Genomic DNA, 15,752 nt, shown 5'->3' on the forward strand with positions numbered 1-15,752 from the left:
CTAGTTCTCCCCTCCTTCCCTTCTCTGCTCTTCGATTTCCAAAATGATCTCAGCCCCGCCCTGGCTGTACCAGCTTTCCACAAACTGCTCAAATGCCTCCATCGGCAGATCTCCGGTAATCAGCTTTATAAATGTTTCCTCTTCCAGCTTCTGCAGATTGGCCCATTTCGTTTCCATGGTCTTTGTGGTTCCCCAGAAAGCCGGTTCTGTCCAGGAAAATGCCTGGCTTTTTGTGAGGCTGCGTATCAGTTCGATTCCTTCCATGCGGGAATGGTATTTTGACCAGTCTCCTGTTTCCGCATTTTGAGGATCTTCCAGATACTTTCTTATGCTCTTTATGACGTTTTGGGATTCCGCTGTTTTGGCTTCCTCAGGGGCAATCTGTCCGGCCACGCCCATGCGGATGTCCTCATAATCGTCCAGCAGAGAGGTGTATTTGTTTACCTCAATATTAAAGGGGCGTACAGAACCGTCCACACCGTTTTTAAGGTATGCGGCCGCTTCTGGAAACGTATGTTCCAAATCCTTTTCATTTACCAGCTCATCATAAAACAGGTTCGCGATCTGGACTGCCAGTTCCGGGTGCTCATAGCCTTTACGGACCACGATATATCCGTTGGCCGGGTTGTTATGGAACACATTGACCCGCCCCTCCTCATCTTCCAGCACAAATGCCTTCAAACGGGCCTGGGGATGCATGGCGTGAACGCTGTTTAACAGCCAGTCCGGGATATGCCACACGCCAAACGCAATGCCGGTCTGCCCATTGGTCAGCAAAGCCGTTATATCGTCCCAGGTCCTTGTTCCGAACTGGGGATCTACAATTCCCTGTTCAAACCAGTTGTGAAGGATGGAAAGGGCCTCTTTTGTTTCAGGCTGTACAGATCCATATACGATATTCCCCCCACCATCTTCCATCCACTGCCTGGGAAATGCCCCCAACGCGCCCGCGATACCTGTCATACAGTAGGTGGAACTGCCGTAATCATTGGCATTCAGCCAATAGGCCAGGGCAATTCCCACCGGATTTCCCGTTCCATCCGGGTCCGCCTCCATAAATGCCTCCGCCATCAGTTCCAGTTCATCCAAAGTGATCCGGCCGTCGCCTTCCGGATCGACAGGCAGGTCAAGAGTTTCCAGCCAGTCCGCCCTCACCCACAGGATATTGGGCGCACTGTCTAAATTGGTGCCTGGAAGAGCCATCAGACGGCCGTTATAGGAAGCCGCATCCAGACACCGGCTTCCGTAGCTGTCATAGACCTCTTTCAAATAACCGCTTGCGTAGTTTTCATAGACATCGGTTAAATCCGCAGCCAGGTCATTTTCCACCAGTTCGTCTAACAGGTCCTTATTCCCCACCTTCATGAAATCCGGCAGATCGCCTGCGGCCAGGGAAAGGGAAACCTGACGTTCATAGGCGTCTCCAGTGGCCTCAAAATCATCAATGCAGACCGCATTCAGCCGTTCCCGTACCAGCCGGGTATAGGCGTTGTCCTCATAGGTGTCACCTTCCGGCATCTTCGTGTTCTGCTGGGTCTGACGGCCCATGGTATAGATGATTTCCCCCTCTTTCAGCCCTGTCCGGCCTCCGCAGCCCGCCAGAGCCAGCGCCAGAAGTCCGGCCGCACAGCCTGAGGCCAGTTTTTTTACCGCCGGCGTTTTATTCACTGCCGGTAAATGTATCGCGGCCGGCAGTTTTTTTGCAGCCGGTAATTCTTTTACTGTCAGTAGTTTATTTACCATCGTTATATTTGCCAACGCTCTTTTTACCAGAGTTTCCATACAATTACACCTTTCTTATCCGATCAGACACAATCCCCCTATTCGATCACAACCATATCCCAGTATTCCAGATAGGGCAGGTCAAATGTGACGGTTCCGTCTTTATAGACAAACTCCACTTCCTTCAGGATTCCCTGCTGGTAGTCCGGAGACGCAAACCATATCTTCTCCGGCTGCCGGTCCACCGGCTGCACCACGGTTACCTCTCTCTTTATAACAGGGGCGGTCTGAGTTCCCCTGGAATCCACCCATGCGGATGTGGACGCCCCTTCAAAATTAATGAGATGAAGGATGCTGGTATCCCCTTTTTTCTTAGTAAATGCGAAAATACTTCCCGGCGCGGCATCCGAAGAGGCCGGTACGCCCTCCACAAATGTCCTGATTCCCGTCTTCTCTTCCAATCCCGGCCCCCGAAGGCAGTTTTCATAAGCCGTCATAAAAGAATATCCGGTACGAAGCCGTTTTGCCAATTCCCTGCTTATCCGCAGGGAATTTCCCGGATAATATTCATTGGACAGCATTCCCGTATCCCCCAGCTCCAAATGGCTGCCGCCGGACGCGGTCAGAACTGCATTGGTATATAAAATACCGGGCAGATTAAAGGGCTCCCCTTTCATCACATTGTAATTCATGTAGGCCGCAATGACGCTGCCCTTATTTCCCTTTGTGGCCGCATATATCTGGTCCAGGGACTTTTTCAGGGAAAGATAATCTTTACAGTCTCCCGGCCATACTTCCATGTAAGCCATGTCGTAACAGCCGGAATTCAGCATCTGGGTCAGCCCGTATCCTCCTACCGGATTAAAAAGGATCCTGGTATCCAGTTCCTCATCCACCCGTTTCAGGAAAGAGGCATAGGTCTGGTCAAGCTGTATCTCCCGTCCGCTGTAGTCATAACGGGATTCATTGCGGTTTCCCAGGGAATCCAATTGGAGCCCGTCAAAGGGGTAAGCCTCCAAAAGTTCCCGGTGGGATTCTACAAAATGATTCTGCCAGTTTGTATCCGCCGGATTGAACATCCACAGCTTTTCAGTCTCCCATCCCGCTCCGGACAGGTCGTGCACGTCCTGATCCGTGTGACGTGCATCCCGGTAAAGCCCCCACTCGGGGCTGATCCCTTTCTCCTGATAACCGTCATACGCTCCAAAAATCAGGTTATAGAAAAAGGATTTCATATTCAGGTCATGGCCTGCCTGAATGGTCTTTAAAAGGGACTGCCGGGTCACGGTCTGCCCCGCCAGGGATTTCCAACTGTCTTTTGGAGCCTGGGCCGTACCTGCCAGGGGATGTTCCTGGGTATCAAACACATCATAGTAAAACAGCCCGTTGATGTGATGACGTTTCAGCCGTTCAAGGGTCTCCCCGATTTCTTCGTCGGTGCGGTTATCCAGTTTTGTAATATATCCGTATCTGGGAAATACGTTCCAGTCTGAGGATACATCGACAGCGGACATGGCATAGTCCCTCAGTGTATCCCCTTCCCAAAGATAAGCTTCCAGGGAATACCCTGTGAAATCATGTTCCGGCAGGGTGACATGAACCTGGACCAGAGGGGAAGCAGAAGATACCCCGATCTCCTGCTGCCAGACCGTATCCGTAAGATGCCGGGCCTGAAGCCGCAAAACTCCTTCCCCCAGTCCTTCCATTCCCTTTAAATCCACCGTAACACGGATGGTTTCTCCGGGATTGTACATGCTCTTATCTGTATATAAATCGTTTATAAAACTGCCGGTTTTTTCTGTTTTTTCCATCTGAGTTCCTATATTAACCCTCTCCCCGTCCTGGGCTGCCGCCGCTTCCTGCACAGGCCAGGCGCCTGCCAGCAGGGAAAATGCCAGCATACAGGACAGCACTCCATATCGTCTATTCATAGATTCCCGCTCCTTTATTCTTCTTTTTCCAGAAGTATATAGTTCACCCAGCCGTAATAGTCGCCTTCCTGGCCGGTAAGCGTCAGGACATCGCCGGGAGATAAGGAAAGCGCGCCTTCCATATAGTCCTGGCTGTAGTCTATATCGCTGTAATCCGCCGCCTTTTTATAAATCGCTCCTACAGGAATGCCGTTCACCAACACATCAAACCTCTCCCGGGTTCCATTGGAAAGCACGCTGAGGCGGTAAATGCCTGCGGTAAAATCAGGATCATCGGACAGAGGAATATGAATGGAATCTCCAGCCTGCAGATCCGCTGCCGGGCTGTAAAGGGACGGTTTGTAATACTGTTCCCCTTCATAACGGTATTCCTCTTTTACAGCCTTCCCGTTTTCTGCGGCAGGCGCAGGTTTTCCCGTCTTTGTATCCAGGTATTCCAGAGCCACATAATCCACCCATCCGTAATTCGGCCCGCTTTCTCCTTCAATGGTGAGCAGGTCGGACGGCTTTAGATCCAGAGGGGAAACCATGAAATCATCGGTCATGGAATACATATTGAAATCTGTGCCAAAACGGCTGATGGTTCCCGCCTCTTCGCCGTTCACCTTTATTCTAAGCATCTGCCTGTTTCCATTGGAACGGACCAGAAGGCGGTACTTCCCGCTTTTTAAATCCGAATTATGGGACAGGGGGATATTGATCTGTTCGCCGGGCTGCAGGTCGGCCGCTGCTGCGCCTTCCACAGCCTTATAATAGGCCTCCCCTTCATAAATACAGCGGTTTCCATCGGTTCTGGCGCGCATCTGGATATTAAATCCGGTATTTTTCCCATCCTGTCTGGTTCCGCCTTTCCTGGTATAGATCGCCTCTTCATCGTAAACAGCAGGTACTAAAGCAGCTCCGCTTACCAGGGCAAATACTCCGGTTTCCCTGGTGATTCTGAAGTTCAGCTCACCGTCCGTCAATGCGGACGGCATCTTTACGCATTTCATCCCCTGCCCCTGGCCGCTTATATAATACAGGCAGAATTTTGAGGAATCGAAATTCTCGGGAAAATCCATAAACACTTCCACCGGTCCGGCCGGTTCCAGCGGCATTTCCGGGTTATCCAGATAGAAATACAAGCGGAACAGGCGCATATCCCCGGCCCCTTTCAGCCGGTTTAACAAAAGTTCTTCTTCCGGCCCGCCGCTTTCATCCTCTACCGCCATCTGTGCGCCGAAAGGCAGAACTCCTATGGGAGCCTCTGCGGTGATGTCACCGGCCTGGCTGTAAAACGGCTCCGCCTCTTTCAGTTCCAGATAGTCTATCCAATGGTACTGCCCTTCGCCGGTCACAATGGAAACTTCATCCCCCGGCTTTAAGCTCAGAATTGTTCCGGCCACCTGAATCCGGTAACTTCCCCAGTCCGAATAAGGGACGTTTAAAACACCGGCAGGCTGTCCATTTACGCAAATGGTTAATGGCTGATCTCCGCCTCCGCTATATGCGGCCAGCAGATTGTACAGTCCCTGGGTAAATCCTGCCTTTTTTTCAACAGTAAAGGTCAGCGCAGAACCATTTCCGGCTTCAAAATTGGCAGATTTTCCGCTGTCGGCCGACGCCGGATAATATTCTTCCCCTTCATAATGGTAAACTCCTTTGGGCGCGGTCAGAGCATAGATTCCATTCCCTTCTTCGTCAGGTTCCATTAAAACCCGGATGCTCCTGCCGCTGTCAGACCAGACGCCATGAAGGCATTCCGGTTCCCCGTCATTTATGTAATAGATATCCGTATTTTCATTTTCTTTTTCAAATCCGGGCGGAAGCGGGATCTCCAATGAGAAGACTTCGCCCTCATCTTCCGCTCTATGGGAACTTCTGGAGGGAAGTTTCAGCCGGATCTCATAATATATGGCTCTCAGGTCATTTTCCGCAAACCACTGGTCGTTTTCCCGGCTGGATGTCTGTTTCACTATGAGCCGGGTGTCTTTTGGCAGCGTGGTATCTTCCGATTCCACAATGATTCCGGTATCCGGGTCCTGCCTGTAAAACTTTTCCGGGAGTTCTCTCAGCACAATGTCCTTAATCCAGCCATAACTGCCGTCAGGCGCTTTAATGAACAGCCTGCTGCCGCTGTTTAACTGATAACGGCCCTGCCAGCCGTCTTCATGAAGGCCGGCGTTGCCAAAATCGGAACCTGAAACCTCATAGGTTCCCTCTTGCCCGTCCACTAAAATCTCATATCCGCGTTCATTTCCGCAGGTCCACAGGCTTAATTCATAAAATGCCCCCGTAAACCGTCCGTCCAGCGGAATTTCCAGCCAGACCCCGGGGTCCATATTGGCGCAGCTCCCGCCGTCTCCTGTCACTTTGTCAGCTGGAACCACATATCTGGTTGCTTCCAGAAGAACTCCGTTGAGCGGCGTCAGCCTGATCCAGTCGATCCATCCATAAGCGCCGTCGGTCTCAGCTTTGATCAACAGTTCCCCGGTTTGAGAAAGGTCAAAGAGGTTATTTCCCAAAACAGTGGTTTTTTTATCCCAGTCAAAACCGGTATCCGGACAGATTAAGCTTAGGGCATCATTTCCGGATACAGCTTTTAACGTCTGTCCGTTCCCGGCGTACATGATCTCCGCCATATACTGCCCCGGCCTGAAATCAGTGATACCGGAAAGCGGTATGCTGATTTCCGTATGGGGCTGCAAATTGGCCGCCTGGCCGTCTGCCGCTGGTTCCGCAGCGCTGTAAAAATACTCTGCCTCAAAGGTATAGATCCCGTTTTCAAAGGTATAACTGCCCTCCGCCAATGCCGGGGCGGTTTTGGAAACCGCAGCTGCAGCGTTGGACGGGGTGGCGGGCGTTAGATTCTCCGGGAGTTCTCCGCCGGCGCCTCCCTGGTTATTTTCCCCATCTTCCGCCGGGTAGTTTTCCGTATCTTCGGCATCTGGCGGAGGCGGGGCGGTTCCCGGTTCCTCTGACGGATGGCCTTCGGTTCCCGGGATACCCGGTTCCCCATCTGAACTGCTGGCTGTTTTTACCGTTTCACCTGTTTCCAGCCCGTCTTTCCTTTTCTCCTGTCCGTCTCTTATTTCATCCGCCCCGTCTTCCATATCCGCAGGCCATCCATAGGCTTCTGCCTCGGGAAGTAAATTTCCGGCCGGCAGCACGGCGGCCCCGGACAATGCGGCGATTAAAAGCCAGGACAGCAATTTTTTCTTACACAGACCCATATCACACATCCCCCTACTCTTCCGCTTCCTTTAAATAGATATACGAAGCGTCTTCTGCTCCCAGGCGCACGCCCGGATCATGATCGATATCCAGATCCCTGTCGATGATATAAATGTCATACCCGTAGTCCTCTTTTCCATGAGCCGGACTGCATACGCGGCAGGTATATCCATTATCCATACGGTATTTGGTCCCTCCTGTCAGCAGCCCTTTTTTATTCTGTTTCTGCTTTGTTCCGCTCTTCACATTTCCTTCACGGTCTACCAGAAACAATCCGGTGGCGTCCGGCTTTTGGCTGGCAATTTCCGGTATGAAAACCAGTTCATAAGGTTCTTCTCCATCCGCGCCCACTGCCATGCCCTGATAATAAAGCCTGCCGCCGAACACACCGGTCACTCCTTTTCCCTTTGTCTTATCTCCCTGGGAATCTTCGGCAAAATAATAATGGACCACATCTTTGCTCACCGGATTTTCCTTTGTCTCCTTTCCAACAACCATAGCGGCCTTATCCGAAAAATCATAAATCCCGTTGGGAAATCTGCTGAGGGTGCTCTCTTCCTTTTTGCGGATCAGGAACAATCCGTCCAGCCGGGCCCCGTTATTTTCGCAGAGGTAGTACCGGTCATCCGATGCTTTCATAATAAACCCTTCAAATCCGTCCTCTTCCGTCCCGCTGCCGGGAGCTCCTTTATAGCTGTAAGTCCCTATATTTTCGTCCTCTATTTTACAAGGCCATATGCGGTCCGCCACAATCATAGAATTTAAATTCTCCGAATCATGTCCCCAGTCGGATTCATCCCGCAGGGAACCGTATCTGTATTGGGATACCAAATGTCCCCGTTTGTCCATATAAAAGGAACGGACATCTTCTTCTGCCCCTTTTCCGGGCGGTATGGCGTCGACCCAGGCGTCTTTTACCACCATGCCGGAACCATTTTCACAGTACAGATAGTACTGGGGGTTATGGGCGAACAGGCGCTCCGCATAAGATCCGTCTCCATTCAAATCACCGCTCTGGGCTTCCTCCGTATCCTCGTCCACAGCCACATAGGCCGTTCCTGTCCATCCGTTTTCCTCGTTGCGCTCGTATACCCAGCCGGTCAGCCGCCTTCCGTCCTCATCGAAAATGTACTCGTTACCTTCGAAGGCGACTTTCTGATTCCGGTAAGCCCTTCCTTTTGCATCGAAATAGTACCAGTTCCCCATTTCCTCCAGGTTCTGTCCTGATTCATCCGGCGCAAAGGCCTGTATCCACATCTGGGCGGCCATTTCTCCCGTGGAGGTACAGTAGTGGATATCGTCGTCAATTCCGCCCGAGGTATAGCTCTCCGCTGTTTCTCCCTGTCCTTCCCCGCAGTCCACCCAGCCGGTCAGCATCTTTCCCTCTTCATCGAAGAAATAAGTGCTGCCGTCAATGAGCCGCCTGCCCGTTACCGGTTCTTGATCCGCTCCATAGTATTTCCACACATTTTCCTCTTCCTCATAGTCCCATGTGTTCACTGCCATCGCTTCCTGTCTCTCATCTGCCTGCGCTGCCAGAGAACAAAGGCCCCCGTTTGCCGTTCCCAGACCCAGAATAAGTAAAACGAGAACTGCCCGCTTCATTTGCCTTCCTCCTTTTATTAGTGTTTCGTAACACCTACTAACAACAACATAACATAGCGGAATAAAAAAATCAATAGTGTTTTGTAACACTATTGATTTTTACTTATTTTCATATGCTGTTTTTGTATATATTGTCTAACTAAATTTTTCTTACACTTTCCCGTACCACGATGGAAACAGGAAGGCGGATATTCTTTTCTTCTATCTCCTCCCCTTTCAGTCTCTTTAAAAGGATCTGAATCGCAAGTTCCGCTTTATGGGACGGATTCTGATGGACCGTGGTCAGACGGGGGCGGCTCTGTCTGGCAAAAATATTATCGTCAAATCCGGTCACCGATATATCCTCCGGTACCCGGATATTTTCTCCGAAAAATACATTGATCGCATCGATGGCATAAAAATCCGAGGCAAATATTAAGGCGGTATAATTAAAAAGCTTTTCATGGCAGAAGGCTTTCAAAAACTCGTGACGCCGTTCTTCCTGATAATCCAGCGGAAAATAATCCTCTTCCTTCCATTCCAGCCCTGCTTTTTGAATCGCGTCCCTGACACCATCCAGCCGCTGCCGGTCAACGCCGACAGGGACTGAGGCATCCGCCAGAAATGCCATGCGCCTGTGCCCGTTCCCGATCAAATACTCTGCGATCTTCCGGCCTCCCTCAAAATCCTGAAGCCCTACATTTTCAAATTCCTCTTCCCGTTCTGTAAAATAGGAATCGATAAACACCACCGGAATGCCGGACAACTCTTTAAATTTGGCGCAGTCCTCCGGCTGGCAGCCCAAAACCACCAGCCCTTCCAAGTTCCAGGAGGAAGCAATCTTCAGGGATTCTTCCACATCCCCGGAAGTATAAAACATCATAAAATAGCCGCTGAGGCGGATTTCCTTTTCAAGAGCGCCGATAACCTCTGAAAAAAATGGGTCCTGGATCGCATTCTGTTCTTCTCTTCGTCCATAAGTCATAATCACGCCGATGATTCTGGAGCCATAGTTGGCCAGCAGCCTGGCTCCCATATTGGTCACGTAATTGCATTCTTTAATGACCTTCTGCACACGTTTCAGGGTTTCCTTGCTCATTTTCTCCGTCCTGCCGTGCAGAACATTGGAAACCGTAGTCGGCGCTACCCCGGCCATTTCAGCCATGTCCTTGATCGTTACCATATCTTACCTCCGCTTATCGTACCTGAATGCCGCTTTCTCACATCAAATATCCGGCATTTCTGCATATTCCGCCATATGAAGGAGATTCATATAGTCTATGGTCCACAAATTCGTGCACCCTGTTAAATCCCGGGCGCGAAAATCTATCACTCCCGGTTCATTTTCACTTTCCATAATCATCCACGGCGCAAACATCCTGGCGCCCGGGGGGATAACTTTCCGCTCTTTTACCAAAATGCCGTATGTATCTTCGATTGAAAAGTACTCATAATGCCCATTGATCAGTTTTCTCTTACCGCTGCTCAATTTCCATGGGGAATGATCCTGGATGACAATCTTCTTACCATTCAGATCAAAATTCTCCAGTTCCCGCAGACAAAAGGCTTCTTCTTTTAACGCGAACAGATGATTCCTCTTCAGCGCGTACAAAAACGCTTCATAGGAAAATACGGTTAATCCGGCGATTTCTTTGATTAAATAGTCAATTTTTGAAAGGCCTTCATGGGGATAAATGAGCTCGCCGCCCCGCATGTAATCAAAAATCCACTTTGACAATTCTTCACTGTGCTTAAACCGCAGCTTCTCGAACAACGGGTCCTGCTGAAGGGGCTTTTCTTCCCTCATATAAATGCCGTAGCCGTCCTGCATATGGCACCGCATAAACGGCTGGAACCCCAGAGGATAGATCAAATTGCCCACGCCGCCCAAATACTCGGGGTGCTTGTACAGCCTGTAGCGGTGAGGCGAACCGTCTTCATTATATTCTACCACCTCATTGGAGCAGTCTGAGAATTTTTCCATCTCCGTATTCCACCTAAGGCTCATACGGCTGCTGGGCATGTGATAAATCATACCGTACTTTGTATGTTCATTTTCTTCTGTCTGGTCCTTTGTCAGCGGATGCCATTTTCCGTCTTTATAATAGCAGGCGGCAAAAAACAGGGCCACGTCAAAATCGCTGGTGATATCCAGCCAGCAGGTTTCCAGCCCGTAATGCTGGGCCAGCGGTTCATATAATACATCCGATCTGTCCCAATATTTCACATGGTCAAAGCAGTTTAAAAGTTTCCTGAATTCATAAACACGCATATCGGCAGCCATGCGGTAAAGCTCCCGCTGCTTTGTATTGTCATATTCCCGCAGGCGGCGGAGCAGGGTGGGCACGCTGGAAGGATAAATCTGGTTCTCTCCACGGTAGAAATTCCGGCGTCTGGACTGCTGGATCACAACGCCGTGGGGATATTCAATTCTCATGCCCGCTGTTTTGGGGTCCCTGTACAGGTACTCTTTATACATGGCCGTATTAAAGTCCTCATATTGATCCCAATAATTCTCTCCCCTGTTGCTGGACGCGGTGATCTCCCTGCCTTCCCGTTCTTCCTTCAGGTTGTCTTTATGTAAACTTTTTATGTCGTCCAGGGTGATATCATGAAATTTGTTATCATTTGTGAATAAATACTCCGCCATATAGGTTTTCACGTTCCTTCCATCTGACCCATTTTGTACCGCAAGGGACCTATCTGGTTATCATCCGATTCCCGCCGTCCTTTGGCAATGTGTTTGGTTCCATAATTTATCTGGATATAGCATATCATGGAGCGGAAAATAGTTCAATCTTTCCGGTCAGGAAGATCAGCGCCTGAACTCCCTAAACCAACTCAGAAGCCGTCAGGTATACGCCTGCCAGAAATGCCTCCGGCAGAATCGCAAAGCCTGCGGGAGGAACCTGCTCTTTCTGATTCCTGATTAAATCCCCAATGATCCGCCCTGCCAGCACCGCTCTGGAGCGCCTGCCGGCCAGCGTCTTAGCGCTCTCATACAAAATATCCGTAAAATCTGTCTTACCGTTCTCTTCCTTCTCCGGCTTCATGGATTCCTCCACCCGCTTTCGCAGACAGGACTGCCATTCTTCGCAGGAATAAATGGTTTCGCTGTCAAGGCCAAAAATCTCCCCGGCTGTTTCCGCACACACCAGGGCGGTTCCCATTTCATCCGGTTCCCTCACCCCATGTTCCTGAAAAATCTTATCCATCTGCTTTAAAAACAACTGATCCAGCACAAATCCTCCGCTCCCTTTTTCAAGAAGCCCTGTAAGGGGAAGATACCGTCTCAACCTTTTTGCCTCCCACCTGCCGAAACCTGGGGTAAATGTAAACGCGCATCCTTCATAAACACCGAAAGCCTTTAGTCCGTCCAGATAACCAAGCCGTGTATTACGCCTTATAACAGCCTGGTCAAATACCAGGGTAGGCCCCAAATTCCAATAACTGCGGATGTAAGTGAGGCGGTCCGCAAGCATCATCATCTCTTTCTTAACTACGCCAAATGCCTCTAAATCCACGGCGATAATGTGCCCAGCCCCCTTTTCAAGAGCCATTTTCACAGGAAGATTATCATAATAAGCCCCGTCCAGATATCTGACGCCGCCAATCTTATGCGGTTTAAATGCCGGATAAATAGAGGCGCTGGCGATCATATAGTCTATCAATTCCCCACGAGGGATATCTTCACGGAATAATTCACGGGGAACGCTTCCCTCCATTTCGACGGTAACAAGACCGTAATCTATGGCGGAAGAGCGCACCTTCTCTTCGTCAATGAATCCGCCGAGGGTTTCTTTCAGCGGTTTTGTGTCCGTTCCGCCATTTTTTACAAAATTGACGGCAAAGGTCTGGTAGGTCTGCCAAACCTTTTGTTTCAGGGAATATTCCTCTTTGACCGGCACATTTATGACCCGGGCCGTCTCAATCTGTTCCCACAGAGCCGCAGCCTTTTGATAATCGCCCTGGGCAACCAGCCCGCCGTTGACAGCTCCGATTGATGTACCCGTTACCACATGAATCTCGATTCCAAGCTCAATCAGCGCCTTCCACACCCCCAGTTCATAGGAGCCGCGGGAACCTCCGCCTCCCAAAACCAGCCCTGTCTTATCACTCAATAACGCTCACCTCCTCTGGATATTTTCAAATGCCGGCTTCCTCCTTCAGATAACTGATGTACTTGCCCAGCAAGGAAATACAGTTATCGAGTTCTTGTTCCGTCAACCGGCCAATGGTCCGGTACTCCGCTTCAAATACAGGCCGTATCACGGTATCGCAGTAATATCTGCCATTCTCTGTCAGGCGCAGAAGCTTCCGGTTCCTCGTGCCCGGAATCGGTTCCAGTTTCACAAATTCTTTCTTCACCATATTGGCAACGACGGAATTGACCGTCTGCTTCGGCAGAGACCACATCTCACAGATGTCCTGCTGGGAATATTCTTCTCCCATCACAAACAGAGTATACCAAACCCAAAATTCATTATCCGATATTCCAAGCCTGGCCGCGGCCTGATGATAGATTCCAGCCAGTTCTTTTATCTGCTGGTTTAAAGTCTCTAACTGGCGGGTTACCTGCTCTTTCATAAGCGGCCCTCCCTTCTTTTCTGCTTTTTAATTTATAGATTGCTCGATTGCCGGTTGTTTGATTATTGATTGTTTGCAGTGGCTTCTATAGTCCGATTTCGGATTTTTATATTATAGTCCGAAATCGGATTTTTGTCAAGGGATGGAATAAATAGATTTGCTTACTGCTTTGTGCTATACTTTAATTATTAATAACATAGGAATTACCTGCTCGCCGGGTAATTGAACGGTTCGAAAAATCGAAATTTTAAGCGGAATTGACGGAGGCAGAAACATGAAGAGAATATTAAATGAAATCCGAAAAATCATTGATGAAAATATGGTTTTATACTTACCTCATGTAAAAAGCGGCGATTTGGAAAATGACGGCGCGATATTTTATATGAATGCTCAAAACGGTACAGAATTTGACTGGTTTGTCAATGACCGGTTTCCGTTTTTTATGGTGTTTTATAACGACAAGGATAATCTGGGCGCGGTCAAGCTGGTACTCTGCAATACCGGAGAAGTGCAAATATATCTCTATGATGAAAAAGGGAAGAAACTCGTCAAAATGGTAAAAGAGCATTTGGATATCGACAAAATAGATATGCTTAAATTAGCCGCAGTATTGACCCGCGAAGCAGATGATAAAAAAATATGGGGCGGCAATATTGACAATATCCATACGGACATTGAAATCACAGATGACGAACTCCGGGAATTTTGCGGCAGAGAAAAGGATCACGCTGTGATGAAGAACCGAATGAATATCTGCAGCTTATCTGCTGTCGTTTCAAAAAAGATAATAGAAGAAGGCTGGAAGGTGGGGTATATGGAAAGAAATGAACCGCGTGACAAAGATGACAGCGGTTGGTTTTTTGCGTCCGGCAATGAAGATGATGAATACCTTTCAGACAGTAAAAACCTGATGCTGCTCGTGGTAGGAATGGTGTGGCAGCGATTAGACAGAGATATTTTCAGATATATTGATATGCCGGCAGGGACGAAATTGATTCGGATATCGCCAAATGAATTTGAAATAGATAAAAATAATAAAGAAATCTATTTGGCAAAAAGAGAATAAGCGTATGAAAATTCCGCTTTATCGGAGAGCCGAACCAAACAGCATAGGGAAATTAAGAGGGGAGCCGTGAGCTATGAAAATGCCATCAGAAAATATTGATATCGCAATGTTCGCTCCCTGCGGAATGAATTGCCTGGTCTGTTATAAACACTGCTGCCACAAAAAACCGTGCGCAGGCTGCTTAAACAATGATCTTGGGAAGCCGGAGCACTGCCGGAAATGCCGAATAAAAGACTGCATCAAAGAAAAGAGATTGTCCTACTGCTTTGAATGTTCCATCTTTCCCTGCAAACTTATAAAAAACCTTGAAAAAAGCTACAGCCAAAGGTATCAAACAAGCCTCATAGATAACAGCCTGTCTGCCCGTCAGCACGGTTTGGTGCTGTTTATGGAAAAACAGAAAGCAAAATATACCTGTCCCAAATGCGGGGGCGTGATTTCTCTTCATGACAGGGCGTGCAGCGAGTGCCAGGAAACGTTATGATTGCCGGGAATTAATCTGGAAACATTATATGTTTTATTGAATGTTTCCAGATTCACATTACCCGGTTTTATCATTCTGTATTACTCCTCAAGAAAAGATTTCTCAAGAAAAACCTTCACTTCATCAATGCTGGTAAACTCCCTGCATTTTGGGAATCCATCTGTATTGTGTGAAGAATAGGTCAAATGAAAAATATAATACATGCCGTTGTCTGCTGCATACAGCACATCATCATTGGATTCACATTTTACTACTGCCCATATTTGTTTATAATACAAGAAGTGCGCGCTGCCTATTTCTTCCTTTAACTCTGTAACAAAACTCCTGTTTGTAAGCGGAACCAAAATCCAGCTAAAGTCATCACCATATTTACAACTTAAATCATTAAAAATTTCTTCTGCTGTCATTCTTTCTCAACTCCGATTTTTTCCTTACCCAGTAACTTCTTTTCCCGCAAATCATCATTCCCACAACTTTTATCTGCTGCTGGATATAGTGTACTATATTTCATGCAAACAGTCTATTACAATCATCCGGGGCTGCAATGGCATGAATGGACCTTTGTTTCCGGGTATGCTCTTTCAGTTCACCGGTCAGACATGATACAGTCACTTCTGCGGCATTTAGCGCATAGATTATAAAGGGAATAGTCTACAATACATCTCCCAAGAGGAGGTATTTTATGTTTTATAACGATCCTTGTGATAATATTCCGGATAAATGTATGACAAATCGCAATTGTAATAACAACTGCCGGCCGCCTCAGCCCAACTGCTGCCCGCCTTGCTGTTCCGGCATACCGGGGCCTGCCGGGCCTCAGGGTGAACCAGGGCCTGCCGGGGCCCAAGGCGAACCGGGGCCTGCCGGACCTCAGGGCGAGCCGGGTGCCGCCGGGCCTCAGGGTGAACCGGGCGCTGCCGGGCCTCAAGGTGAGCGGGGCGCAACCGGGCCTCAGGGCGAACCGGGCGCTGCCGGGCCTCAAGGTGAGCGAGGCGCAACCGGGCCTCAGGGCGAGCCGGGGGCTGCCGGACCTCAAGGTGAGCGGGGTGCAACCGGGCCTCAGGGTGAACCGGGCGCTGCCGGACCTCAGGGTGAGCGGGGCGCAACCGGGCCTCAGGGTGAGCGGGGCATTGCCGGACCTCAGGGCGAGCCGGGGGCTGCCGGA

The 15,752-nt window shown here is 49.3% G+C and carries 11 protein-coding genes and 1 pseudogene; 3 read left to right on the forward strand and 9 right to left on the reverse strand.

Going from position 1 to position 15,752, the window contains the following annotated elements; all coding sequences use genetic code 11:
- The 8 genes from GPL15_RS01855 to GPL15_RS01890 all read right to left on the reverse strand — a co-directional run bounded on the left by GPL15_RS01855 (position 1) and on the right by GPL15_RS01890 (position 13,037).
- Positions 1-1,743 carry an extracellular solute-binding protein gene (locus tag GPL15_RS01855; protein WP_215695399.1) on the reverse strand — a complete coding sequence of 581 codons (1,743 nt, stop codon included), beginning with the start codon at positions 1,741-1,743 and terminating at the stop codon, positions 1-3.
- A gap of 77 nt (positions 1,744-1,820) precedes the next feature.
- The gene (locus GPL15_RS01860; protein WP_215695401.1) at positions 1,821-3,653 is read right to left on the reverse strand and encodes a glycoside hydrolase family 66 protein; all 1,833 of its coding nucleotides are present in this window, start codon (positions 3,651-3,653) and stop codon (positions 1,821-1,823) included.
- A 14-nt stretch (positions 3,654-3,667) separates the two neighbouring features.
- Positions 3,668-6,865 carry a hypothetical protein gene (locus GPL15_RS01865; protein ID WP_215695403.1) on the reverse strand — a complete coding sequence of 1,066 codons (3,198 nt, stop codon included), beginning with the start codon at positions 6,863-6,865 and terminating at the stop codon, positions 3,668-3,670.
- 13 nt (positions 6,866-6,878) lie between these two features.
- The gene (locus tag GPL15_RS01870; RefSeq protein ID WP_215695405.1) at positions 6,879-8,471 is read right to left on the reverse strand and encodes a hypothetical protein; all 1,593 of its coding nucleotides are present in this window, start codon (positions 8,469-8,471) and stop codon (positions 6,879-6,881) included.
- Between the two features lie 139 nt (positions 8,472-8,610).
- A complete protein-coding gene (locus GPL15_RS01875; RefSeq protein ID WP_215695407.1) occupies positions 8,611-9,633 on the reverse strand; it encodes a LacI family DNA-binding transcriptional regulator in 1,023 nt (340 codons plus the stop codon).
- Positions 9,634-9,675: 42 nt separating this feature from the next.
- A complete protein-coding gene (locus GPL15_RS01880) occupies positions 9,676-11,112 on the reverse strand; it encodes an FRG domain-containing protein (protein WP_215695409.1) in 1,437 nt (478 codons plus the stop codon).
- 169 nt (positions 11,113-11,281) lie between these two features.
- Positions 11,282-12,571: a patatin-like phospholipase family protein gene (locus tag GPL15_RS01885; RefSeq protein WP_215695411.1), complete on the reverse strand. Its 1,290-nt coding sequence runs from the start codon at positions 12,569-12,571 to the stop codon at positions 11,282-11,284.
- A gap of 25 nt (positions 12,572-12,596) precedes the next feature.
- Positions 12,597-13,037 (reverse strand): MarR family transcriptional regulator, encoded by a 441-nt coding sequence (locus GPL15_RS01890; protein WP_215695413.1) that lies wholly within the window; start codon positions 13,035-13,037, stop codon positions 12,597-12,599.
- Between the two features lie 274 nt (positions 13,038-13,311).
- On the opposite strand from GPL15_RS01890, the gene GPL15_RS01895 reads away from it, so the two are divergent.
- Together GPL15_RS01895 and GPL15_RS01900 are read left to right on the forward strand one after the other, a co-directional pair.
- Positions 13,312-14,103 (forward strand): DUF2185 domain-containing protein, encoded by a 792-nt coding sequence (locus GPL15_RS01895; protein WP_215695414.1) that lies wholly within the window; start codon positions 13,312-13,314, stop codon positions 14,101-14,103.
- 106 nt (positions 14,104-14,209) lie between these two features.
- Positions 14,210-14,587 carry a DUF3795 domain-containing protein gene (locus GPL15_RS01900; RefSeq protein ID WP_346344878.1) on the forward strand — a complete coding sequence of 126 codons (378 nt, stop codon included), beginning with the start codon at positions 14,210-14,212 and terminating at the stop codon, positions 14,585-14,587.
- Positions 14,588-14,667: 80 nt separating this feature from the next.
- Here the strand turns inward: GPL15_RS01900 and GPL15_RS01905 are convergent, their stop codons facing one another.
- Positions 14,668-14,994 carry a hypothetical protein gene (locus GPL15_RS01905; protein WP_215695418.1) on the reverse strand — a complete coding sequence of 109 codons (327 nt, stop codon included), beginning with the start codon at positions 14,992-14,994 and terminating at the stop codon, positions 14,668-14,670.
- 275 nt (positions 14,995-15,269) lie between these two features.
- On the opposite strand from GPL15_RS01905, the pseudogene GPL15_RS01910 reads away from it, so the two are divergent.
- A pseudogene (locus tag GPL15_RS01910) lies at positions 15,270-15,752 on the forward strand (collagen-like protein); the annotation flags it as partial.

This window comes from Clostridium sp. MCC353, from assembly GCF_018785315.1.
GTDB lineage: Bacteria > Bacillota > Clostridia > Lachnospirales > Lachnospiraceae > CHH4-2.